Below are 24,348 nucleotides of genomic sequence, written 5' to 3' on the forward strand. Positions count from 1 at the left end.
GATATGATGAATAAAATATGGCTATTCGAATTTGAGAGTAGAACATGCCCGGATAAGTTGTATTTGTGTAGAAACGTTAGGAGTGAGATTATGACTAAGACGATAGAGAATTTTTTGCGATATGTGAAGATCGATACCCAGTCCAGTGAAGAGAGCACCACGACCCCCAGCACCATGAAGCAGCATGACCTGGCAGGTCTGCTTGTCAGTGAGCTGGAAGCTATGGGCGCCACAGAGATCACTTATGATAAGGAGCACTGCTATGTCTATGCTACCGTTCCTGCATCCGCAGGCTACGAGAATGCACCGGTACTTGGATTTATCGCCCATATGGATACATCGCCTGCGGTGACGGATACCAATGTGAAGCCCCGGATCGTAGAGCATTATGACGGAAAAGATATCGTACTGAATACAGCAGAGAATATCGTTATGAAGACAGCGGATTTTCCGGAACTGTTAAATTATGTGGGGAAAGATCTGATCGTGACCGATGGGACGACTCTGCTTGGCGCGGATGACAAGGCAGGAGTGGCTGAGATCATGACTATGGCAGAAGACTTGTTAAAACATCCTGAGAAAAAGCACGGCAAGATCCGCATTGGTTTCACCCCGGATGAGGAAGTCGGTGCCGGAGCGGATCATTTTGACGTAAAACTGTTCGGTGCAGATTATGCGTATACCGTAGACGGTGGTGCGCTGGGTGAACTGGAATATGAGAATTTTAATGCCGCCGGGGCAAAGCTTCATGTATATGGCAGAAGTGTGCATCCCGGTTCCGCCAAAGGCAAAATGAAAAATGCCATTCTCATCGCGCAGGAGTTCCAGAAGCTGCTGCCGGTAGAGCAGAATCCAATGTATACCGAAGGATATGAGGGCTTCTTCCATCTGGATGCTATAAGCGGCAATGTGGAGGAAGTTACTGCGGACTATATTATCCGTGATCATAACAGACAGCTGTTTGAACAGAAAAAAGAGTTGTTCTTGTCCTGTGCGGATTTCCTGAACCGGAAGTATGGGGAAGGTACCGCTATAGTGGATATGAAAGATTCTTATTATAACATGCGGGAGATCATGGAGCAGCATATGCATCTGATCGACAATGCGAAAGCTGCCATGGAAGAGCTGGGAATCGAGCCCAAGGTATCGCCCATCCGCGGCGGTACCGACGGCGCCAGACTGTCCTTCATGGGGCTGCCCTGCCCGAACCTGTGCACCGGCGGAGAAAATTATCACGGCAGATATGAGTATGCTTGTGTACAGTCCATGGAGAAGACTACGGAACTGCTGATCGCCATTGCAGCAAAATATGCGAATCGATAAGATGAGAACAAAAACTGATTTGGAAAGGCAACATTTTTTTATATGACGAATGTAACACAAATGAACGAAACGGAGAGACAGTATTATTTTATGGAGAAAGCCTCCGGTCATGTGGCAAAGCTTGGAGAAAAGCTGGGCAGAAAGCCGACCTGCTGTGTGACGACTTTCGGGTGTCAGATGAACGCCAGGGATTCCGAGAAACTGGTGGGAATTCTGGAGAAAGTGGGCTATGAGATCATTGAGGACGAAAATGCGGATTTCGTGATCTACAATACCTGTACGGTCAGAGACAATGCAAATCAGCGCGTTTACGGAAGACTGGGGGTACTGAACGGTTACAAGAAGAAAAATCCCCATATGAAGATCGCCCTGTGCGGCTGCATGATGCAGGAACCTTCCGTGATCGAAAAGATCAAGACCAGTTATCGTTTTGTTGATTTGATCTTCGGAACGCATAATATTTTCAAATTTGCCGAATTGTTGTGTTCTCTGTTTGAAAATGAAGGAATAGTCATCGATATCTGGAAGGATACGGACAAGATCGTGGAGGATCTTCCGGTGGAGAGAAAATATCCCTTCAAATCCGGTATCAATATCATGTTCGGATGCAACAATTTCTGCAGTTATTGTATCGTGCCTTATGTCCGCGGCAGAGAACGAAGCCGTAATCCGAAGGATATCATTCGGGAGATCGAAGGCCTGGTGGCGGACGGTGTGGTGGAGATCATGCTGCTCGGACAGAATGTGAATTCCTACGGCAAGAATCTGGAGGAACCCATTACCTTTGCGCAGCTTCTGCAGGAAGTGGAGAAGATCGAAGGCCTGGAGCGGATCCGATTCATGACTTCCCATCCCAAGGATCTGTCGGAGGAACTCATTGAGGTGATGAAGCATTCGAAAAAGATCTGCAGACATCTACATCTGCCCTTACAGTCCGGTTCCACGAAGATTTTAAAAGCCATGAACCGTCGTTATACCAAGGAACAGTATCTGGAGCTGGCGGAGAAGATCCGCAGGGAGATCCCGGATATGGCTATTACCACGGATATTATCGTAGGCTTTCCGGGAGAGACGAAAGAAGACGTGGATGAGACCATTGATGTGATCCGCCGCGTAAAATACGACAATGCCTTTACCTTTATCTATTCCAAACGAACAGGAACACCGGCGGCAGCCATGGAACAGGTGCCAGAGGAGCAGGTGAAGGAACAGTTTGACCGGGTGCTTAAGACTGTGCAGGAGACAGCCAGGGAACAGGTATCCAGGTATCAGGGACAGACCTGCGATGTGCTGGTAGAAGAGATCAATGAAAATGACAATTCTTTAGTGACCGGAAGAATGTCAAATAATACGCTGGTACATTTTCCGGGAGATGCATCGCTGGTGGGAAAGCTTGTGAATGTTTCGCTGGATGAATGCCATGGATTTTATTATATGGGACATATGGTTCAGTCATGAATATGACAGACGAATAAATTGTAAAAGGGAATCGAAATGGAAGAACAAGAGAAGAAAAAGAGAATAGAACTGGAACAGGACATGTCCTGGAAAATGTATCAGATCCTGACGATAACGGCGTGTACTGCAAATCTGATCGGAACAATCTGCAATTTCTGCATTCACGGTACGAAACTACCGACCATACTCTGCGGGATATGCCTGCTGATGATCGTGACCATCGGCATTGCCGGATGGACTACGAAAAAGGTGCAAATACCGGCGGTCTTGATCATATTAATACTTGTATGGTTTGAATTTCCTTATTTGTATTATTGCTACGGTGATGCCTCTATCGTATATCTGATCCTGGGGGTTGTTGGACTTGCGATATTTTTTCCGAGAAATGTGGTGATCGTTTCTTTTGCGGTTACACTGCTGGAATATCTGGTGATTATGATGAACAGCTTTGAACGGCCTTCCGTATGGAGAAATATGGATGCGGCAGGTAAAATAGGAACTACGCTTGGGTCCTTTGTTATTGTGGGAGTGTCTGTATTTGCCATGATATTTGAATTGCTCAGAAGTTACGAGGAACAACGAAAGCAATTGCTGAGTCTGAGTGAGGATCTGAACTTTGCAGCGAACCATGATCCTCTGACCAGACTGTATAATCGGCGCTATCTTGTAAATCAGGTGAATGAATGGATATGCAAGCCGGAGAGGAGCTTCTGGATCGTATTGATGGATGTAGATGAATTCAAGGCAGTCAATGATACCTATGGGCATGGATACGGTGATGATGTACTGCGGGAAGCCGGCAGACTGATGCTGGAAGAAATGATGGGAAAAGGAATCGCAGCCCGGTTCGGCGGCGAGGAGTTTATGCTGGTGTTTGAACAGGATGATCGGGATCAGGTGTTAAATTCATTCCGGAATATCCAGGAAGGCTTAAGGAGATATTCCCAGAATACCAGACAGACGGATATTACCATCAGCGGTGGAATGGAACGTTATGAGGCTGATAAACAGCTGGATCTATTGTTTACTTCTGTGGACCGAAAATTATATATTGCCAAAAATAACGGTAAAAACCGTATTGTGGAATAGTTTTAAAATAATAAAAAATGCTTGCAAAGCTTAAAAAATAGAGCTATGATAAGACCCGTGTGATTTTATAAAAATTTTATAATTTCACCCGGGTCTTTTTACTGAGGAGATTATATTGAGGAGAATGTTATGGAAAAATTGAAACCGAAGCTTTTCTCCGTGATGAAAAGCTACACGAAAGAACAGTTTGTAAAAGATGTGATCGCAGGTATCATCGTGGCGATCATTGCCCTGCCCTTATCCATTGCACTGGCACTGGCTTCCGGAGTAACACCGGAAAAGGGTATCTATACAGCAATCACCGCAGGCTTTGTGATCTCTTTCCTGGGTGGCAGCCGCGTACAGATCGCAGGTCCTACTGCGGCATTTGCCACTATCGTAGCCGGTATTGTGGCGAAGAACGGCATGGACGGTCTGATCATCGCGACATTGTTAGCGGGTGTGATCCTGATACTGATGGGATTATTCCGATTGGGTAATCTGATCAAGTTCATCCCTTATACCATTACCACGGGCTTTACCTCAGGTATTGCCGTGACAATTCTGATCGGACAGATCAAGGACTTCCTGGGACTGACCATTGTCAGTGAAGAGCCGCTGGTCGAGACCATGGACAAATTAAAAGCGGTATTTCAGTTTATATCCACCACCAATCTGCAGGCCCTTCTGGTGGGTGTGATCAGTCTGCTGATCCTGATCGTATGGCAGTATCTGCCGGGCTTCTGCAAGAAGATTCCCCCTTCACTGATTGCAGTACTGGTGGGAAGTGCCATGGTAGCACTGCTTAATATGAATGTAAACACCATCGGAGATCTGTATGAGATCTCCAATAAGCTCCCGACAATTTCTCTGCCGTCCTTCAGCCTGAAGACCGTACAGAATGTCCTGCCGGATGCTTTCACCATCGCTATTCTGGCGGCTATCGAGTCTCTGCTTTCCTGTGTGGTGGCAGACAGCATGGTGAATAGTAGACACCGCTCCAACATGGAATTGATCGCCCAGGGTGCCGGCAACATTACTTCCGCATTGTTCGGAGGAATTCCGGCTACCGGAGCCATTGCCAGAACCGCAGCCAACGTGAAAAACGGCGGACGTACCCCCATTGCAGGTATGGTACATTCTGTGACACTGCTGTTAATACTGGTGGTGCTGATGCCTTATGCGGCACTGATCCCCATGCCTACCATCGCAGCGATCCTGTTCATGGTGGCATACAATATGTGTGACTGGCGGAAGTTCGTAGGACTCTGCAAGACTGCACCCAAGAGCGATATCATCGTTCTGGTGACCACGTTTGTACTGACCGTTGTGTTTGATCTGGTGGTAGCCATTGAGGTAGGTATCCTGCTGGCAGCCATTCTGTTCATGAAACGTATGAGCGATGTGACGGAAGTGGAAGGCTGGAAATATGTGGACGATGAGGATGATGCGGACAGCCTGTCCTTAAGAGTCGTACCGCACAACACTATGGTTTATGAGGTCAGCGGCCCTCTGTTCTTCGGCGCAGCGGACAAGATCCTCAAGATCACGCTGGATGAGAAGATGAATTGTCTGGTACTGCGTATGCGCAGCGTGAGCGCTATCGATGCCACAGCTATGCATAATCTGGAACAGCTATATACAGACTGCAAGAAGAAAAATATCCAGATCATTCTGTCCCATGTAGGGGAACAGCCCATGCACGTCATGGAGAAGAGCGGTTTTCTGGACAAGGTCGGCAGAGAGAATGTGTGTGCACATATTGATGATGCACTGGAGCGCGCCGCACGGTTGGGATAAGGGGCAAAAACTATCATTTGTGGACGGGTTCTTTAATTTACAACCTCAATATTTTGTGCTAAGATAGATGCGGATACGCAAGCTTTTGCGTGTCCGCTTTGTCGTGTATTCTTTTACAGAACAGGAGAAAATCATGGCTGAATTGACACCAATGATGCAAAAATATATGGAGACCAAGGAGCAGTATAAGGACTGCATCCTTTTTTATCGCCTGGGAGACTTTTATGAAATGTTCTTTGACGATGCTATAGTAGCATCCAAAGAGCTGGAAATTGCACTGACCGGAAAAAGCTGTGGACTGGAGGAACGTGCTCCTATGTGTGGCATTCCCTATCATGCGGTGGAGACATATCTGGCCAGACTGGTCAGCAGGGGCTATAAAGTAGCCATCTGCGAACAGGTGGAGGACCCAAAGCTGGCAAAGGGACTGGTGAAGAGAGAGGTTATCCGTGTGGTGACCCCGGGGACCAACCTGGATGTCCAGTCGTTGGAAGCCAGCAAGAACAATTACCTGATGTGCATTGCCTATACCTCGGATGGAATCGGCATTTCCGCAGCGGATGTCACTACCGGAGATTATTATGTGACAGAGGTAGAAGACCTGCGGAAACTGAAGGACGAACTGATGAAATATGAGCCCTCGGAGATCATCTGCAATGAGGCCTTTCTGGTCAGCGGATATGATGTGGAGGACTTGAAGTCCCGGTTACATATGTCGGTCAGCTCACTGGAGTCTCACATGTTCGATGATGACGGCTGCCGGCGGATCCTTATGAGACATTTTAAGGTGAATACTCTGATCGGCCTCGGTGTTGAGGAATTTCCTACAGGAATTCTGGCAGCAGGAGCATTACTGCAATATTTATATGATACCCAGAAGACGGATCTGGAACATTTTACTCATATTTCTCCCTATCTTACCAGCAAATACATGCTGTTGGACAGTTCCACCAGAAGAAATCTGGAACTGACAGAGACACTGCGGGAAAAGCAGAAGAGAGGGTCTCTGTTGTGGGTACTGGACAAGACGAAGACGGCCATGGGCGGCAGATTGCTGCGAAACTATATTGAGCAGCCTCTGATTGATAAGGAAGAAATGGAGAAACGTCTGGATGCAATCCAGGAACTGAATCAGGATTCCATCTCCCGGGACGAGATCAGAGAGTACCTGAATCCGGTTTACGATCTGGAACGACTGCTCAGCAAAGTAACTTATAAGACGGCAAACCCCAGAGATCTGATCGCTTTTCGTAACTCTCTGCAGATGCTGCCGCCTATCAAGACGGTGTTGGCGGGCTTCCAGAAAGAGGAGCTGGCAGCCATCCGGGAAGAAATCGATGGACTGGAGGACATTTATCAGCTGATTGACGAGGCGATCGTTGAGGAACCGCCCATATCTATTCGTGAAGGCGGAATGATCAAGGATCAGTTCGATGAGACTATAGATCATCTGCGTGCAGCCAAACATGACGGCAAACAATGGCTGGTCCAGCTGGAAGAAGAGGACAGAGAACGTACCGGGATCAAGAATCTCAAAATCAAAAAAAATAATGTGTTCGGCTACTTCTTTGAGGTGACCAATTCCTACAAGGATCTGGTGCCGGAGGATTATATCCGCAAGCAGACCCTTGCCAATGCGGAGCGGTATACCACACCGAGATTAAAAGAACTGGAAGATACGATCTTAAATGCGGAGGACAAGCTTCAGACACTGGAGTATGATATTTTCTGCAGAATCCGGGATACCATCGCACAGGAACTGGTACGTATCCAGAATACTGCCAAGGCGCTTGCAAAGCTGGATGTTTATGCATCCCTGTCCCTGGTGTCTGAGCGCAATCACTATGTACGCCCGAAGTTAAATGAAAAAGGTGTCATTGATATCAAGGATGGCAGACATCCTGTGGTGGAACAGATGATCACTAATGACATGTTCATTGCCAACGACACCTATCTGGATAATGGAAGTCATTGTATCAGCATCATCACCGGTCCGAATATGGCGGGAAAATCCACATATATGCGTCAGACGGCACTGATCGTGCTGATGGCACAGATCGGTTGTTTCGTGCCTGCCAGAAGTGCCAACATCGGCATTGTAGACAGAATCTTTACCCGTGTGGGTGCGTCGGATGACCTGGCCAGCGGGCAGTCCACGTTCATGGTGGAGATGAATGAGGTGGCGAATATTTTACGGAATGCCACATCCAAAAGTCTCCTGATCCTGGATGAGATCGGAAGAGGCACGTCCACCTTTGATGGCCTGAGCATTGCCTGGGCAGTGATCGAACATATCAGTAATCGAAAGCTTTTGGGAGCGAAGACACTGTTTGCCACCCATTATCATGAGCTGACCGAGCTGGAAGGCAAAATGAACAATGTCAACAACTACTGCATCGCAGTCAAGGAATGCGGAGACGATATTGTATTCCTGCGTAAGATCGTAAAGGGCGGTGCAGACAAGAGCTACGGTATCCAGGTGGCCAAACTGGCCGGTGTGCCGGATATGGTCATTGACCGTGCAAAAGAGATCGTGGAACAGCTGTCCGACAATGATATCACCGAAAAGGTGCAGAGTATCGCCATTGATAATAAGGGCGAGGGGAAAGCAAAAAAACAGCCAAAATATGATGAAGTGGATCTGGCACAGATGTCTCTGTTTGATACGGTGACGGACGAGGATGTGCTGAAGGAACTGATGGAGATCGAAGTAACGACTCTGACACCGCTGGATGCACTGAATACTTTGTACCGCCTGCAGAATAAGTTAAAGAACCGCTGGAACGGCTAGAAAGCATAAGGGAGGAGATTTATGGGAATACATGTACTGGACTCCCGGACGATCGACAGGATCGCTGCCGGTGAGGTGGTGGAGAGACCAGCCAGTGTGGTAAAGGAACTGGTGGAGAATGCCATTGATGCCGGATCTACAGCAATCACGGTGGAGGCAAAGGAAGGCGGCATTGAATTCATCCGCGTGACGGATAACGGCTGCGGTATCGAGAGAGATCAGCTTCCTACCGCGTTCCTGCGCCATGCCACCAGTAAAATAGAGGATGCGGATGATCTGAACCATATTGCGAGTCTGGGATTCCGTGGTGAGGCTTTATCCAGTATCGCGGCAGTTTCCCGGGTGGAGATCATTACCAAGCGAAAGGAAAATCTCACGGGTACCCGCATGGTACTGGAAGGGGCGCGGGAGCAATCCATTGATGAAATCGGTGCACCGGACGGCACAACGTTCCTCATGCGGAACCTGTTTTTTAATACGCCGGTACGCCGGAAGTTCTTAAAACAGCCTGCCACAGAGGGCAGTTATATCACGGATCTGATGGAACATCTGGCGTTGTCGAGACCGGATATTTCGTTTAAATTCGTACTGGGAAACCAGACCAGATTCCATACCTCCGGAAACGGTGACCTGCGGGAGGTAATTTACCGGATCTACGGCAGGGAGATCGCCGCAGAGCTGGTGCCTATCCAGATCGAAGAGAACGGCATCAAAGTCGAAGGATATCTGGGCAAACCGGTACTGGTGCGTTCCAATCGTAACTTCGAGATCTATTTTATCAACGGTCGTTTTATCCGCAGCGGTGTGATCGCCAAGGCTATCGAGGAAGGCTACAAGCAGTATCTGATGCAGCATAAGTTTCCACTGTGCGTACTGCATATCACCATGGATACGGAGACGGTGGATGTGAACGTACATCCTTCCAAAATGGATGTGCGGTTCTCTGACGGCATGGCATTTGCCAGAATGCTCAGTGAGAAGATCGCCATCACTTTGCGGAACCGGGAGATGATCCCGGATGCTTCTCTGGAGGATGAAAAGGCAATCCAGAAGAAAGAACAGGAAGAGAGAAGAGCTTCCTGGAAAGAACACACACCGGAAGTATTTGAAAAAAAGAGAGAAGAAAGCTATCGTGTCATGGAGGCAGCAAAATATGAAGCGGCTTCCAGGGACCGGAGAGAATTTATACAGAAACCTGTCTGGCAGGAAAATCATGCCGGGGTACAGACCAGTATCCGCAAGCCGGAGCTAATAGAGAACTCCACAGTGGGTGTTGCAGGAACTGTGACGGTGAAAAAAACGCAGGCCGTCCTGTACGGTAATACACCAGAAGTTTCCAAAGCAGTCAGCACCACAGCCGTACCGCAGGAAGATGATTTCTTCGTGGAGGCAGTGCCGCCGGAAGACAGGAAGAACCCGGTACAGGAACAGATGGCCACAACAACTGCTTCCGGACAGCCCACGGCATCGTCGCAGGATGCAGCTGCCGCCCCGGAACCGGAGATCAAAAATACCCAGCAGTTGAATCTGTTCGAGGAAAAACTGTTGTCCATGCAGAATCGCAGCCGTTACCGGATTATCGGTCAGGTCTTTGATACTTACTGGCTGATCCAGTTTGAAGACAAATTGTTCATCATTGACCAGCATGCGGCTCATGAAAAGGTAAAATATGAACGCCTGATGAAACAGTTTTATGAAAAGAGTGTGGTGTCCCAACGTCTGATGCCGGCGATTATTGTCAGCCTGACAGGGCAGGAGGAAAGCATTCTGCACACCTATGAGGATGCTTTTGCACAGCTGGGATTTGAGATTGATGCTTTCGGAGGCAACGAATATGCCCTCCGTAGTGTGCCAGTGGATCTCTACGGATGCAGTGAGAGGGAACTGTTCTTGGCAGTGCTGGATGAACTGTCCCAGGAGACCGGCAATCGCGGAAGTTTTCAGGTCATTGAGGAAAAGATTGCATCCATGTCCTGCAAGGCGGCGGTCAAAGGCAATAACCGTCTGAGCTTTCAGGAGGCGGAGAAATTGATCGACGAACTTCTGACCCTGGATAATCCCTACAACTGTCCCCACGGCAGACCCACTATTATTACCATGACGGAGACAGATCTGGAGAAGAAATTTAAGAGGATAGTATAATGCGTTTACTGATCAAACAGAGAGTGTTTTCCTGGACAGATTCCTATGATGTCTATGATGAAAATGAAAATCCAAAATATTTTGTAAAAGCGGAGTTTTTCTCCCTGGGACACCAGCTGCATGTATACGACAGAAATAACCATGAACTGGGAGTGATCAGACAGCGGCTGCTTACCTTTCTTCCGGCCTTTGAAATCGAGATCGGTGGCCGGGTTCGTGGTGAAATCCGCAAACAGTTTTCTTTTTTCAAGCCCAGATATGAGATCGACTATAACGGCTGGTGCGTGGAGGGAGATTTTCTGGGATGGGATTATGATGTATACAATGGATGCAGCAGTATCATCCATATCTCTAAAGAACTGTTTCACTGGGGAGATACGTATACTATTAATTTCTCCGATCCACAGGATGAACTGGAGGGTCTGATGCTGGTCATCGCCATCGATGCAGCAAACTGTACCCAGAACAACGGATAGCAGGATAAAAAGAGTAAGGAAAAAATAATGTCGGTAATACAGAATAAAAAGAAACCACTGGTGGTCCTGACCGGGCCGACAGCGGTGGGAAAGACAAAACTGTCCATCGCGCTGGCAAAAGCCATAAACGGAGAAATCCTGTCGGCAGATTCCATGCAGGTATATAAACATATGGATATCGGTTCTGCCAAGATCCGTCAGGAGGAGATGGAGGGGGTGCCCCATCATCTGATCGATATTCTGGAGCCCTGGGAAGAATTCAATGTAGTAGTGTTCCAGAAACATTGTCTGGAATGTATGGAGCAGATATATGACAGGAGCCATATCCCTATTCTGGTGGGAGGCACTGGATTTTACATTCAGGCGGTGCTTCGGGGCATTGATTTTACGGAAAACGAAGAGAACACCGAATATCGAAAAAAACTGGAACTTCTGGCAGAAGAACAGGGACCGGAGAGTCTGCATGAGATGCTGAAGAAGGTCGATCCCGTATCGGCGGAGAATATTCATGCCAATAATATCAAGAGAACCATCCGTGCTTTAGAATATTATGAACTGACAGGAGAACCGATCTCTGTACACAACGAGAGGGAAAAAGAACGGACAAGTCCCTATAATTTCAGCTATTTTGTGCTGACGGACGACCGGGAAAAGCTGTATGCACGGATCGAGGACAGAATCGATGAAATGATGTCACAGGGTCTGGTGGATGAGGTAAGACAACTGAAGGATATGGGATGCCGTAAGGGCATGACGTCCATGCAGGGACTGGGCTACAAGGAGATTCTGGAATATCTGGATGGAGAATGCAGCCTGGAAGATGCGGTCTATACCTTGAAACGGGATACCAGGCATTTTGCCAAGAGACAGCTGACATGGTTTCGCAGAGAGAGTGAAGTCACCTGGATCGACAAGGGCCGGTTTGATTATAACGAAGAGAAAATATTGGAATACATGATCAGAGAATTAGGAGAAAAAGAGATTTATGAGAAGCAGTAATGAAGAGATCTACCTGTCTATGGGAATCAGCAAGACCGTATATGATTACGGCTGCACCATTGAGAAAAGTTTAAGAGACCGCTTTGATGAAGTGGATAGTAACGCGGAATACAATCAGTTAAAGGTGGTAAATGCCATGCAGCAGCATCAGGTCAGTGAGGCCTGCCTGTTGGGCACTACCGGTTACGGCTACAACGATCTTGGAAGAGATACCCTGGAGGCTGTCTATGCAGCGACTTTCCATACGGAGGATGCACTGGTGCGCCCTCAGATCACCTGCGGCACGCATGCACTGGCATTGGCTCTGATGAGCAATTTAAGACCTGGAGACGAACTGTTGTCCCCGGTAGGCAAACCCTATGATACGCTGGAAGAAGTCATCGGTATCCGCCCGTCGAAGGGATCGTTGGCAGAATACGGTGTGACTTATCGCCAGGTGGATCTGCTGCCGGACGGAAGCTTTGATTACGATAAAATCCGTGAGAATATCAATGAGAAAACTCATCTGGTAACGATTCAGCGATCCAAGGGCTACCAGACCAGACCCACCCTGTCCGTACAGCGGATCGGCGAACTGATCGCCTTCATTAAAGGTATTAAGCCGGACGTGATCTGCATGGTGGATAACTGCTACGGAGAATTCGTGGAGACCATAGAACCTTCCGACGTGGGTGCGGATATGATCGTAGGATCTCTCATCAAGAACCCCGGAGGCGGACTGGCTCCTATCGGCGGATATATTGCTGGAAAGAAAGAATGTGTGGAAAATGCGGCATACCGTCTGACCTCTCCGGGGCTGGGCAAGGAAGTCGGCGCTTCCCTTGGCATTTTGAAAGATTTTTATCAGGGATTTTTCCTGGCTCCCACGGTGACGGCGGGAGCACTGAAGGGTGCGATCTTTGCAGCCAATGTCTATGAAAAATTAGGTTTTGCGGTAGTACCGAACGGCAGTGAGAGCCGACACGATATCATTCAGGCAGTGACCTTCGGTCAGCCTGAGGGGGTTATCGGCTTCTGCCAGGGAATTCAGGCGGCGGCACCGGTAGACAGTCATGTGACACCGGAACCCTGGGATATGCCGGGATATGATGCACAGGTCATTATGGCAGCGGGAGCATTTGTTTCCGGTTCCTCCATTGAGCTGTCTGCGGACGGCCCCATCAAGCCTCCGTATGCAGTGTATTTCCAGGGCGGACTGACCTGGCAGCATGCCAAATTCGGTATTCTGAAATCCCTGCAGGTACTGGTACAAAAAGGTCTTGTGACGGAAGAACAGATCCGGAAAGCAATGTAGAACTACATTGAAAAATACGAATCCTGTAGAAAAAGCGCAAAATAAAATCTACTAAATTTGTGTACAGAAGAAGCTTTTTGTGATAGTATAAAAAGACGTATGGAAGACAGGCTCACGGGGAGACTGTTCAGCCATGGAGAGTACACAGAAGAAAGAAGAGGAACTACCTTGAAGAGAATTAATTGGGTTTTGATCGTCCTGGTACTGATCGGATTTGTGATCGGCAGATTTATAGGGACTTATTTCGACGGTACTTTTCTGAATTACGGACAGAATTTCGGCCTCAGCAGTCCAGTGGAACTGAATCTCGGTTTCATTATTCTGACTTTCGGGCTGGAGTTTAACATCACGATCGCCAGTGTGATCGGTGTGATCATAGCGTTCGTGGTATACCGTTTCATCCGTTAGGCAGCATACGTCGGAGCAGGCAGAAGGAGACTTATGCCCGAGAAGAATGTACAGGTAAATACAGACCGGGGACTTCCCTATGAGAGATTTCTGCAGTTCGGACCGGAGAATCTTACGGAGGCGGAATTGCTTGCGGTGATTCTGCGAACCGGGACGAAGGAGGATTCCGCGGTGGCGCTGGCTGAGAAGGTACTGGCACTGGCCACCTATCCGAGAGAAGGACTGCTGGGTCTGCATGATGTGAGTGTGGAAGAACTGATGGAGATCCGGGGCATCGGCATGGTGAAAGCGGTGAAACTAAAATGCATCGCCGAACTGTCCAACAGGATGAGCCGGGCCAAAGCCAGAGAGGGGATCTGCTTCACCAGAGCGGATCATGTGGCGGAATATTTTATGGAAAAGCTCAGACACAGGGATACCGAATGTGTGTATCTGCTCTGTCTGGATGCCAAAGGACAGCTGATCCGTGAGAAGAAATTGTCGGACGGCAGCGTCAATATGGCACTGATCTCTCCCAGAGAGATATTTTTGGAGGCGTTAAAGGACAAGGCAGTCAGTCTTATCCTCGTGCACAATCATCCCAGCGGAGATCCCACTCCCAGCAGATCCGACAGGGAGCTGACGGAAAATGTGGCAAAGGTGGGAAACCAGATGGACATTCCGCTGTTAGACCACATTATTATTGGCGATAACAGGTATACTAGCTTCAGAGAGCAAAAATTTTTGATATAAGAAAGGGATAACGACAGTGGCAAACAATGCATTTGGTATCGACCTTGGTACCAACAATATAAAGATCTATAACCGCAATGATGACAATATCATGATCGAAAAAAATATGATTGCCATCGAGAATAAGAATACTTTATTTGCTTATGGTAACTCTGCATTTGAAATGTATGAGAAAGCTCCCAGCAATATTCATATTTCTTATCCGCTTTCCAATGGTGTGATCGCGGATATCAAAAATATGGAGACGCTGGTAAAGTATTTTATCGGTGATCTGCAGAAGGGCAATACCAAGCCTTCTGATTTCTTCATTGCAGTGCCTACGGATGTTACCGAGGTGGAAAAAAGAGCATTCTATGATCTGATCAAAGGAGCTAACGTAAAGGCCAAGAAGATCATGGTAGTGGAGAAGGCCGTGGCAGACGGTCTGGGTCTGGATATCGATGTAAAAAATTCCCAGGGCGTCCTGGTGGTGAATGTCGGCTATGAGACCACGGAAATCTCCATCCTGTCACTGGGCGGTATCGTACTGAGCCGTCTGATCAAGGTGGGCGGCATGAAATTTGATGATGCCATCCGTGCGGCAGTCAGAAGAGAATTCTCTCTGATCATCGGTGGCAAGACGGCGGAGAATGTGAAGATTGCCCTGAAGGAACTGGAAGAAGAAGGAAAGGGTGCTGTAGTATACGGCAGAGACATTGTCACCGGTCTGCCGGTGGAGCGTGAGATTCCCACAAGAATGGTGGACGAGTCTCTGGAAGAGCACTTTAATACCATTATTGATAATGTAAAGGTGATACTGGAGAGAACACCCCCTGAACTGGCAGCGGATATTTACCGTCACGGTATTTATCTGACCGGAGGAGCATCCCAGGTAAGTCATCTGGCAGAGAGACTGGCAACCGGTACCGGACTGCATGTGAATGTGGCTGAGAATCCGCTGACCAGCGTGGCAACAGGACTTGCCAAGATCATCAAGGATGATAACTATAAAACGGTAGCTTATGCAATTGAAGGGATGAGTAAATGAGCCCAGTCGTAAAAAGAAAAGGGGAGAGGTTTACTTTACCGAGTAAATATCTCCTTTTTATTTTAACTATCCTCTGCACCATCATGATGCTGGTGACCTTTGGAACCAATGTATTTAACCGACCGTTCAACAGAGTGGTGGGATATGTGATCGTACCCTTTGAACAGGGGATCGCCAAGGCCGGAGAATGGCTGGCAAATCGTTCCGATGAACTGGTGCAGATCCGGACGCTTTTAGCGGAGAACAGTGCCCTGAAGGAGCAGGTGGCTTCCTTGACGGAAGAGAACACTCTGCTGCAGCAGGACAAATATGAACTGAATGAACTGAGAGGGTTGCTGGAGCTTGATGAAGAATACGGGGACTACAATAAGATCGGTGCCCGGATCATCAGCAGAGATTCTGGCAACTGGTATTCTTCTTTTGTCATTGACAAAGGCTCTAATGATGGGCTGGCGGATGATATGAATGTGATCGCCGGAGGCGGTCTGGTGGGACGCATTACGTCCGTAGGACCGAACTGGTCCCGGGTGACTTCCATTATTTCCGACAATTCTAATGTCAGCGGTATGACACTTGCCACGGGTGACAATCTGATCGTATCCGGAGATCTGCAGATGATGGCCCAGGGAGTGATTCCTTTCAGCAAGCTGGTGGACAGCCAGGATGCAGTGGCAGAGGGAGATAAGGTAGTTACATCCGATATCAGTGATAAATATCTTCCCAATATCCTGATCGGCTATATCAGTACCATCAATAAAGATACCAACAATCTGACGAAATCCGGATACCTGACTCCGGTGGTGGATTTCGAGCATCTGAGTGAGGTGCTGGTGATCACGGACAAGAAACAGCAGGTTCCGGGAGGAGGCGCAGATGGAGAATAACAGCAGCTTCCTGCGCAAGATTGTAGTGGTTCTTCTGATCCTTTTATTTTTTGTCTTGCAGTGCAGTGTATTTAACAGCCTGGCAATGGGCGGAATCATTCCCAATCTGATGATCATTCTGACTTCTTCCTTCGGATTTATGAGAGGGGAGAAGGAGGGACTGCTGATCGGATTTTCCTGCGGGCTTTTATGTGATATTTTTTTCGGAAGTTTCCTGGGATTTTATGCCATGGTCATGATGTACATAGGCTTTGTTAACGGGAAATTCAGCCGGATCTTTTATCCGGAGGATATCAAGCTGCCGTTGGCGCTTATTATTGTCAGCGACATTTCTTATGGATTGATTTGTTACATTCTGATGTTTCTTTTGAGAGGGCGTTTTCATTTCCCGTATTATTTTACAAGTGTGATCCTGCCGGAGGCACTTTACACCATCGTTGTTACGATTATTTTGTATCCTCTGATCCTGAAGATTAATCAGAAACTGGAGGAGAAGGAAAAAAGGAGCGCACAGAAATTTGTTTCGTGAAATTAGAGATCACATTATTAATATTGTGACCAGCAGACTGACAGTACTTATGATACTGTTTGCTTTTTTTGCCGGTGTTCTGCTTTACCGCTGTTTCAACCTGCAGATCGTAAACGGAGAAGAGTATCTGAACGACTTTATCCTTCAGATCGAGAAGACCAGGGATATATCCAGTACCAGAGGACGGATCCTGGACAGGAACGGCAATGTACTGGCGGAAAATGAACTGGCTTATTCTGTGAAGATCGAGGATGTGTTTGAGTCCAGCCGGAATAAGAACGAAAAGGTCAATGACGTTGTCTATCGGCTGATAAAGCTGATCGAGAAAAACGGTGACAGTGTGATCACGGATTTTAAGATCATTATTGATGAAGACGGCGATTATGCCTATTCCGTGGATGGCACGGCGCTGCTTCGTTTTCAGGCGGATGTGCTTGGATACAGAACCATAGACGAGCTTAGTGAAGAAGAAAAAGCCATGACAGCCCAGGAACTGATAGAGTACTTAAGCCGTGCCAAGGGCTTTGCTATCGGTCAGTACGAAGATCCCGAGAACACCAAGACCCCCTTCGTGCCGGGGAAGGGTTATACCAAAGAGGAGTGGCTGCAGATGGTAACCATCCGGTATGCCATGAATCTGACCTCCTTCCGGAAATATGTGGGAACCACTGTGGCTACCAATGTCAGTGCGGAGACAGTGGCGGTGATCATGGAGAATTCCGACCAGCTGGACGGTGTGTCCATCGTAGAGGATACGGTGCGCCACTACATAGACAGCAAATATTTCGCCCATGTGCTGGGATATACCGGCAAAATCTCTTCCGATGAACTGGCAGAGTTAAATGACCAGGTGGTGACGGAAGGCGGCCTGGAGGATACCTATACCATCAATGATGTGGTAGGTAAGAGTGGTATTGAGGCATATATGGAGACTACCCTGCAGGGTACCAAGGGCAGTGAAAAAGTGGTGGTGAACAATACCGGTAAGGTGATCACTATTTTAGAGCGGAAAGAGGCACAGCCGGGAGCGGATGTCTACCTGACCATCGATAAGGATCTTACGGAGGCGGTATATAATATCATCGAACAGAAGCTGGCCGGTCTGGTGGCAAGCAAGATCATCAACGCCAAAGAATTCAATCTGCCGGAGAATGCCAAAAGCTCGTCCATTAAGATCCCGATCTATGACGTGTATTTTGCCATGATCAACAACAATATCCTGGACAGAAAACATTTCGAGGCAGAAGATGCCGGAGAGACGGAAAAGGCAGTCTATGCCGCTTATCTGGAGTATAAGCAGGGTGTTTACGACAGACTGACTTACGAACTTACAGAAGGGGCAACTCCCTATAGCAAGCTTTCCAAGGAATATCAGGTTTATCAGAGTAATATCGTAAGCCTCCTTCGGGAGGAAGGCGTGATCATGAAGGAACTGGTGGATGATAACGATGCTACGCAGACGGCCTGGGCGAAGGAGGAAGTGATCTCCTTAAAGGAGTATCTGCAGTATTGCATCGCCATGAACTGGATCGATGTCAGCAAGCTGGATCTGAATGACAAATATTCGGATTCTACAGAAGTTTATGACAAACTGTTGGAGTACACCATTAATGCCATCGACCATACCACGGAGTTCCAGAAACGTTTCTACAAGTATATGCTTTTAAATGACAAGATCACCGGGAAACAGATCTGTATGCTCCTGTGTGAACAGCAGGCGGTGGACATCCCGGCTGAGGATGAAGAAGCACTGTATTCCGGTAAATTGTCGGCATATCAGTTTATGATGAACCGGATCAATAATCTGGAGATCACACCGGCCCAACTGGCACTGGATCCCTGCAATGCCTCTGTAGTCATTACGGATGTCAATACGGGAGATGTGCTGGCTATGGTGTCTTATCCGGGATATGACAATAACAAAATGGCGAATACCGTGGATGCGGAGTATTATGCGCAGCTGAATGCGGACAAGTCCAGCCCACAGCTGAATTTTGCCACCCAGTATAAGGCAGCACCCGGTTCCACGTTCAAGATTGTATCCGCTACAGCGGGACTTCTGGAGAATGTGATTAATCTTCAGAGCCGCGTGAACTGTGTCGGTACTTTTACCGAGATCACACCATCCCCCAGATGCTGGAAAATTTCCGGACATGGCTATGAAAATGTGACATCTGCCATCAAGGATTCCTGTAACTACTTCTTCTACAATGTGGGCTACCAGCTGGCTACCAGAACCGGAAGCTATAATGAGGAAGCGGGTCTGGATACCCTGAGCAAATATGCGGATCTGTATGGACTGACAGATAAATCGGGAGTGGAGATCGGAGAATATGCACCGGATGTATCCACCAAGGATCCGGTACGTTCTGCCATCGGACAGGGCAGCAACAGCTACACTACCGTTGGACTGGCCAGATATGTCACTACCATTGCCAACAGTGGGACCTGCTATAATCTGACCCTGTTGGATAAGACAACAGATTCCCAGGGCAATCTGTTGAAAGAGTACTATGCAGAAGTGAGAAACCAGATTGACCTGCCGCAGGAATACTGGGATGCGTTCCATCTGGGAATGCGTCAGGTGGTGGAAAATAAAAAGTACTTTAGTGATCTGGCGGTAAATGCCGCAGGTAAGACCGGTACGGCAGAGCAGACAGCTTCCCGACCAAACCATGCGCTTTTTATCTGCTATGCGCCGTATGAGAATCCGGAGATCGCCATTGCCACAAGAATACCTTTCGGATATTCTTCAGACTATGCAGCCCAGTTCACCAGAGATATTATCAAGTATTATTACGGACTGGCGGAAGAGGATGATCTGATCACAGGTACTGCGGATACTCTCGACAATGCAGTATCCAATGAGATGTAACTATCCGGAGTCAGATAACACAGACAGATGAATGCCAAATGTGGGACTTCGGATATTAAGAAAATAAAAAGACAGGTATAAGAAAATGAAAGATGCAGTATTGATCAAAAGCTATCAGAGCGGGATCACTCTTCTGATGAGGGAGGATGCTTCCCTGGAAGAAATCCTGCAGGAACTGGCGGTGAAATTCACAGAGGCGAAAAACTTCTTCGGTACGTCCACCATGGCATTATCCATGGAGGGACGGGAGGTGACCGAAGTGGAAGAAATCCGCATTCTGGATACCATCCGGAAGAACAGCAATGTGAGGATCGCCTGTATCGTGGGCCATGATGAGACCACGAACAAGAACTTTATCAAAGCTCTGCAGCATATGGAGAAAAAGCTTTCCACCGGGGACGAGGGGCAGTTCTACAAGGGAACCCTCAAAAACCGGGAAGTCATAGAAACCGAGAACAGCATCGTGGTCCTGGGGGATGTCTACCCGGGCAGTGCGGTGATCTCCGCAGGCAACATCATCATTCTGGGAGGACTGTACGGGGAAGCTTATGCGGGCGGATCTGGCAGAGAAGATTGTTATATTGTAGCGCTTGAAATGGAGCCGGAAAGATTAAAAATCGGCGATTTCAAATATAAAACCAATGCGAAACAGTCGAAATGGGGCATTCGTCCCAAAGTACAACCGAAAATTGCACACCTGAAGAACGGGAAGATCGTATTTGATCCCCTTACAAAAGAATTACTGGGTACTTTTTAAAAGAATCCAGGGGACGACAAAATCAAACAGGAGGAATCCAAAATGGAACAAAACGTTTCCACGGAGAAGAAAAGCTCCGAAGTCATTGTCGTCACTTCAGGAAAAGGCGGTGTAGGTAAGACCACTACATCCGCAAACGTTGGAACAGGTCTTGCAAAAGCGGGCAGCAAAGTCTGCCTGATCGATACGGATATCGGTCTGCGTAACCTTGACGTGGTCATGGGACTGGAGAACCGTATCGTTTACAATCTGGTAGATGTGGTCGAAGGGAACTGCAGAATCAAACAGGCACTGATCCGGGACAAGAGACATCCGGGTCTGTATCTGATGCCGTCGGCACAGACCAGAGATAAATCGGCAGTCACCCCGGGACAGATGGTGAAGGTGATCGACCACTTGAGAGAACAATTTGATTACATCATTCTGGACTGCCCGGCGGGAATTGAACAGGGCTTCCAGAATGCTATTGCCGGGGCCGACAGGGCACTGGTGGTAACAACACCGGAGGTCTCGGCCATCAGAGATGCAGATCGTATTATCGGACTGCTGGAGGCCAACGGCTTCAAACAGATGGATCTGATCATCAACAGACTGCGCATGGATATGGTAAAGCGCGGAGATATGATGTCTGCGGATGATGTGGTGGATATTCTGGCGGTACCGCTCATCGGAATCGTTCCGGATGATGAGAATGTAGTCATCGCCACCAATCAGGGAGAACCATTAGTCGGAAGCGATACACCGGCGGGTAAGGCTTACCGCAATGTGGTGGATCGTGTGCTGGGAAAAGAAATTCCGTTCCTGGATTTCGAAAAAGGAGTATCTTTTTGGACAAAAGTAACCGGTATTTTTCGGAAAGCATAGGAAGGGGACGGGATGAATATGAAACATTTTTTTCGCAGGAAAAGTTCCTGCCAGGTGGCAAAGGACCGTCTGAAAATCCTGCTGATATCGGACCGGGTGAACTGTTCTCCGGAGATGATGGAACTGATCAAGGCGGATATTACAAAAGTGATTTCGAAATATATGCGGATCGATACGGATCATATGGAAATCGAGATACAGGCAAAGGGCAGTAAGGGCGGACGGAATAAGAGCCCCAGCCTGATTGCCAATATTCCCATTATTGATTTACAGAAGACTGCGAAAATGCCATAAGGAGCATAAAAAACAGAAAGGTCAAACGGATGTTTAAGAATTATAGATTACGGGATTATGACTTTAAACTGATCATACTGATACTTGCACTGTCCATCATCGGCATCATAACCATCGGCAGTGCGGAACCTGCCCAGCAGACCAAACAGATGGCGGGTGTAGTTGCGGGGCTTGTTATCATGATCGCCCTTTCTTTTTTTAATTATTCCGTGATCCTGAAGCTTTACTGGCTGATGTACATAGGCAATCTGGTACTGCTCGGACTGGTAATCCTGATGGGTGAAGAAGGCAACGGAGCCCAGAGGTGGCTTAAGATCGGTGGACTGCAATTTCAACCTTCAGAACTTGCAAAAATTTTATTGATTTTATTCTTTGCACAGTTTATTATGAAATATAAGGAGAAGCTGAATACTTTCCCTGTGATCGCATCGATTGCGGTACTTATGGGTGTTCCCTGGATCATGGTAAAGGAACAGCCGGCGCTGTCTACCAGCCTTGTGCTGATCTTTATTTTCTGCGTGATCCTGTATGCCGGAGGCATCAGTTATAAGCTGATCTTCGGAGCATTGGCGGTGGCAATTCCTGCAGTGATCATACTGGTATCTCTGGCAATGCAGCCGGACAGTACCATATTGGAGACTTACCAGAAAAATCGTATCCTTGCCTTCGTCAATCCTGAGGAATATTCCACAGATCTGGCTTACCAGCAGTTGAACTCTGTAATGGCCATAGGCTCTGGAGAACTGGACGGCAAGGGCTATAAAAACAATGAGATCACATCGGTAAAGAATGGCAATTTCCTGTCTGAAGCGGAAACCGATTTCATATTCGCTGTTATCGGTGAAGAGTTTGGTTTTAAGGGAAGTATCGTAGTGATCATACTGCTGATGCTGATGGCAATGGAGTGCGTTTCTATCGCGGGAAAGGCGAAAGATACCGCGGGGACGATCATAGCGGCGTCAATGGGGGGACTGATCGCTTTCCAGAGCTTTGTGAACATCGGAGTGGCTACGTTTATTTTACCGAATACAGGACTTCCGCTGCCTTTTGTAAGCTATGGCCTGACCTCGCTGATGAGTCTGTATATTGGAATGGGTGTTGTACTGAACGTACGATTACAGGCGAAGAGAAGCTAGACAAAAGAAATCATACATTACACAGAGAAGGGGTATGGACTATATGAACATTGCACTGATCGCACATGATGCCAAAAAGAAACTGATGCAGAATTTCTGCATTGCATATCGCGGAATTTTAAGTAAAAATGAATTATATGCCACAGGAACTACCGGCAGGCTGATCGAAGAGGTCACCAACCTGAATATACACAAATATCTTGCTGGACATCTGGGAGGAGAACAGCAGATCGGTGCACAGATCGAACACAACGAGATCGATCTGGTGATCTTTTTGCGGGATCCACTGGCACCCAAGGCCCATGAGCCGGATGTAAGCAATGTAATGCGCTTGTGTGATATGCATAATATTCCGTTGGCAACGAATCTCGCCAGCGCGGAACTGTTGATTAAGTCCTTAGACAGAGGAGATTTAGAGTGGCGTGAAATGTACAAATAAAGTTCGTCGGATCTGCTTCTGCATGTCCTTGATCCTCTGCATGAGTCTGCTTACCGGATGCGGTAATGTGGCGTATACATTTCCGTACGATGTCAATTCCAGTGTCAGCAGTTTCAATGTGCTGGCAGGAACCGGAGCGGGCAGGGCAGAGCCCTTTGCTGCGGATCTGTGTGTGGTGACGGAGGACCAGACGGGGGATGGCAGCGTAGACATGTCACAGGCCTCGGCCGCTGTACTGTTCGACGTAAACAATAAAAAGGTATTATATTCCAAAAATGCACATGAAAGATTGTATCCGGCCAGCCTGACCAAGGTAATGACGGCACTGGTGGCATTACAGAATGCGTCACCGGATACTGTGCTGACAGCTACGGATAGCGTAAAGATCACGGAATCCGGTGCACAGCTGTGCGGATTAAAAGCCGGAGATACCATGACATTGGATCAGGCATTACATATTCTGCTGATGTATTCCGCCAACGACGCAGCAATGCTGATCGCGGAGAATATCGGCGGCAGTGTAGATCATTTTGTGGAGATGATGAATGAGGAAGCACAGAGACTGGGGGCTACAAATACCAGTTTTGCCAATCCTCATGGTCTGTCGGATGACAATCATTATACTTCAGCCTATGACCTGTATCTGATCTTTAATGAAGCAATCAAATATGATTCCTTTAATGAGATCATTCACATGACAAGCTACCAAACCGCATATTATGACAAGGACGGAAAAGCCAAGGAACTTACGGTGAACAGCACAAACCGTTTTTTACGGGGAGATTTTCAGGCACCGGAGAACATTACAGTCATCGGCGGCAAGACAGGTACGACCAACGCGGCGGGACATTGTCTGATCCTTTTATCCAGAGACACAAGCGGAGCTCCTTATATATCGGTAATTCTGAATTCCTCAGCCAGTGATGTGCTGTACCCGGAAATGGTACAACTCCTGGAGCAAATCAATAAATAACTGTTGTTTTTTGAGGGGTTATAAACTATAATAAAGTAAATAGGTTGCGTGAAGTTCCTATAAATTTTACGACAGGAGG

At 47.7% G+C, this 24,348-nt stretch carries 21 protein-coding genes; all 21 read left to right on the forward strand.

From position 1 onward, the window contains the following. The first annotated feature begins 90 nt into the window (after positions 1 to 90). The 21 genes from pepT to ACLTOH_RS10430 all read left to right on the forward strand — a co-directional run bounded on the left by pepT (position 91) and on the right by ACLTOH_RS10430 (position 24,269). A complete protein-coding gene (gene pepT, locus ACLTOH_RS10330) occupies positions 91 to 1,323 on the forward strand; it encodes a peptidase T (RefSeq protein ID WP_412224085.1) in 1,233 nt (410 codons plus the stop codon). A 42-nt stretch (positions 1,324 to 1,365) separates the two neighbouring features. Next, a complete protein-coding gene (gene miaB, locus ACLTOH_RS10335; RefSeq protein WP_412224087.1) occupies positions 1,366 to 2,781 on the forward strand; it encodes a tRNA (N6-isopentenyl adenosine(37)-C2)-methylthiotransferase MiaB in 1,416 nt (471 codons plus the stop codon). A 36-nt stretch (positions 2,782 to 2,817) separates the two neighbouring features. After that, entirely contained in the window at positions 2,818 to 3,870 is a 1,053-nt protein-coding gene (locus ACLTOH_RS10340; protein WP_412224089.1) for a GGDEF domain-containing protein, read from the forward strand. A 129-nt stretch (positions 3,871 to 3,999) separates the two neighbouring features. Next, positions 4,000 to 5,649 carry a SulP family inorganic anion transporter gene (locus ACLTOH_RS10345; RefSeq protein WP_412224091.1) on the forward strand — a complete coding sequence of 550 codons (1,650 nt, stop codon included), beginning with the start codon at positions 4,000 to 4,002 and terminating at the stop codon, positions 5,647 to 5,649. Positions 5,650 to 5,782: 133 nt separating this feature from the next. Continuing rightward, the gene (mutS, locus tag ACLTOH_RS10350; protein ID WP_118503947.1) at positions 5,783 to 8,440 is read left to right on the forward strand and encodes a DNA mismatch repair protein MutS; all 2,658 of its coding nucleotides are present in this window, start codon (positions 5,783 to 5,785) and stop codon (positions 8,438 to 8,440) included. A 21-nt stretch (positions 8,441 to 8,461) separates the two neighbouring features. Further along, a complete protein-coding gene (gene mutL / locus ACLTOH_RS10355; protein ID WP_118503949.1) occupies positions 8,462 to 10,582 on the forward strand; it encodes a DNA mismatch repair endonuclease MutL in 2,121 nt (706 codons plus the stop codon). Continuing rightward, positions 10,582 to 11,058 carry an LURP-one-related/scramblase family protein gene (locus tag ACLTOH_RS10360; protein WP_412224093.1) on the forward strand — a complete coding sequence of 159 codons (477 nt, stop codon included), beginning with the start codon at positions 10,582 to 10,584 and terminating at the stop codon, positions 11,056 to 11,058. Before mutL ends, ACLTOH_RS10360 begins: the two co-directional genes overlap by 1 nt. Before the next feature lie 27 nt (positions 11,059 to 11,085). Continuing rightward, positions 11,086 to 12,057, forward strand: a complete 972-nt coding sequence (gene miaA, locus ACLTOH_RS10365) for a tRNA (adenosine(37)-N6)-dimethylallyltransferase MiaA (RefSeq protein ID WP_412224094.1) — start codon at positions 11,086 to 11,088, stop codon at positions 12,055 to 12,057. Further along, a complete protein-coding gene (locus tag ACLTOH_RS10370) occupies positions 12,044 to 13,351 on the forward strand; it encodes an aminotransferase class I/II-fold pyridoxal phosphate-dependent enzyme (RefSeq protein WP_022312492.1) in 1,308 nt (435 codons plus the stop codon). Before miaA ends, ACLTOH_RS10370 begins: the two co-directional genes overlap by 14 nt. 168 nt (positions 13,352 to 13,519) lie before the next feature. Beyond that, positions 13,520 to 13,759 (forward strand): DUF4321 domain-containing protein, encoded by a 240-nt coding sequence (locus ACLTOH_RS10375; protein WP_022312493.1) that lies wholly within the window; start codon positions 13,520 to 13,522, stop codon positions 13,757 to 13,759. Positions 13,760 to 13,792: 33 nt separating this feature from the next. Next, complete coding sequence (gene radC / locus ACLTOH_RS10380) at positions 13,793 to 14,491, forward strand: RadC family protein (protein WP_022312494.1); 699 nt, start codon at positions 13,793 to 13,795, stop codon at positions 14,489 to 14,491. Positions 14,492 to 14,507: 16 nt separating this feature from the next. Next, positions 14,508 to 15,518: a rod shape-determining protein gene (gene mreB / locus ACLTOH_RS10385; protein ID WP_022312495.1), complete on the forward strand. Its 1,011-nt coding sequence runs from the start codon at positions 14,508 to 14,510 to the stop codon at positions 15,516 to 15,518. Further along, positions 15,515 to 16,402 carry a rod shape-determining protein MreC gene (gene mreC / locus ACLTOH_RS10390; RefSeq protein WP_022312496.1) on the forward strand — a complete coding sequence of 296 codons (888 nt, stop codon included), beginning with the start codon at positions 15,515 to 15,517 and terminating at the stop codon, positions 16,400 to 16,402. Before mreB ends, mreC begins: the two co-directional genes overlap by 4 nt. Beyond that, on the forward strand, positions 16,392 to 16,931 hold the full coding sequence (gene mreD, locus ACLTOH_RS10395) for a rod shape-determining protein MreD (protein ID WP_022312497.1): 540 nt from the start codon (positions 16,392 to 16,394) through the stop codon (positions 16,929 to 16,931). Before mreC ends, mreD begins: the two co-directional genes overlap by 11 nt. Then, the gene (locus ACLTOH_RS10400) at positions 16,921 to 19,806 is read left to right on the forward strand and encodes a penicillin-binding transpeptidase domain-containing protein (protein WP_412224095.1); all 2,886 of its coding nucleotides are present in this window, start codon (positions 16,921 to 16,923) and stop codon (positions 19,804 to 19,806) included. Before mreD ends, ACLTOH_RS10400 begins: the two co-directional genes overlap by 11 nt. Positions 19,807 to 19,891: 85 nt before the next feature. Further along, complete coding sequence (gene minC / locus ACLTOH_RS10405; protein ID WP_022312499.1) at positions 19,892 to 20,563, forward strand: septum site-determining protein MinC; 672 nt, start codon at positions 19,892 to 19,894, stop codon at positions 20,561 to 20,563. A 42-nt stretch (positions 20,564 to 20,605) separates the two neighbouring features. Beyond that, positions 20,606 to 21,427, forward strand: a complete 822-nt coding sequence (gene minD / locus ACLTOH_RS10410; RefSeq protein ID WP_022312500.1) for a septum site-determining protein MinD — start codon at positions 20,606 to 20,608, stop codon at positions 21,425 to 21,427. Between the two features lie 12 nt (positions 21,428 to 21,439). Then, positions 21,440 to 21,721, forward strand: coding sequence for a cell division topological specificity factor MinE (minE, locus tag ACLTOH_RS10415; protein WP_022312501.1), 282 nt, complete (start codon positions 21,440 to 21,442; stop codon positions 21,719 to 21,721). A gap of 29 nt (positions 21,722 to 21,750) precedes the next feature. After that, positions 21,751 to 22,857, forward strand: a complete 1,107-nt coding sequence (locus ACLTOH_RS10420) for an FtsW/RodA/SpoVE family cell cycle protein (RefSeq protein ID WP_117465653.1) — start codon at positions 21,751 to 21,753, stop codon at positions 22,855 to 22,857. Positions 22,858 to 22,900: 43 nt separating this feature from the next. After that, positions 22,901 to 23,296 (forward strand): methylglyoxal synthase, encoded by a 396-nt coding sequence (gene mgsA, locus ACLTOH_RS10425; protein WP_022312503.1) that lies wholly within the window; start codon positions 22,901 to 22,903, stop codon positions 23,294 to 23,296. Continuing rightward, complete coding sequence (locus ACLTOH_RS10430) at positions 23,280 to 24,269, forward strand: D-alanyl-D-alanine carboxypeptidase family protein (protein WP_243026369.1); 990 nt, start codon at positions 23,280 to 23,282, stop codon at positions 24,267 to 24,269. The genes mgsA and ACLTOH_RS10430 overlap by 17 nt, the downstream gene beginning before the upstream one ends. Positions 24,270 to 24,348 lie beyond the last annotated feature (79 nt).

The sequence above is a fragment of the Waltera sp. genome, from assembly GCF_046969025.1.
Taxonomy (GTDB): domain Bacteria; phylum Bacillota; class Clostridia; order Lachnospirales; family Lachnospiraceae; genus Acetatifactor; species Acetatifactor acetigignens.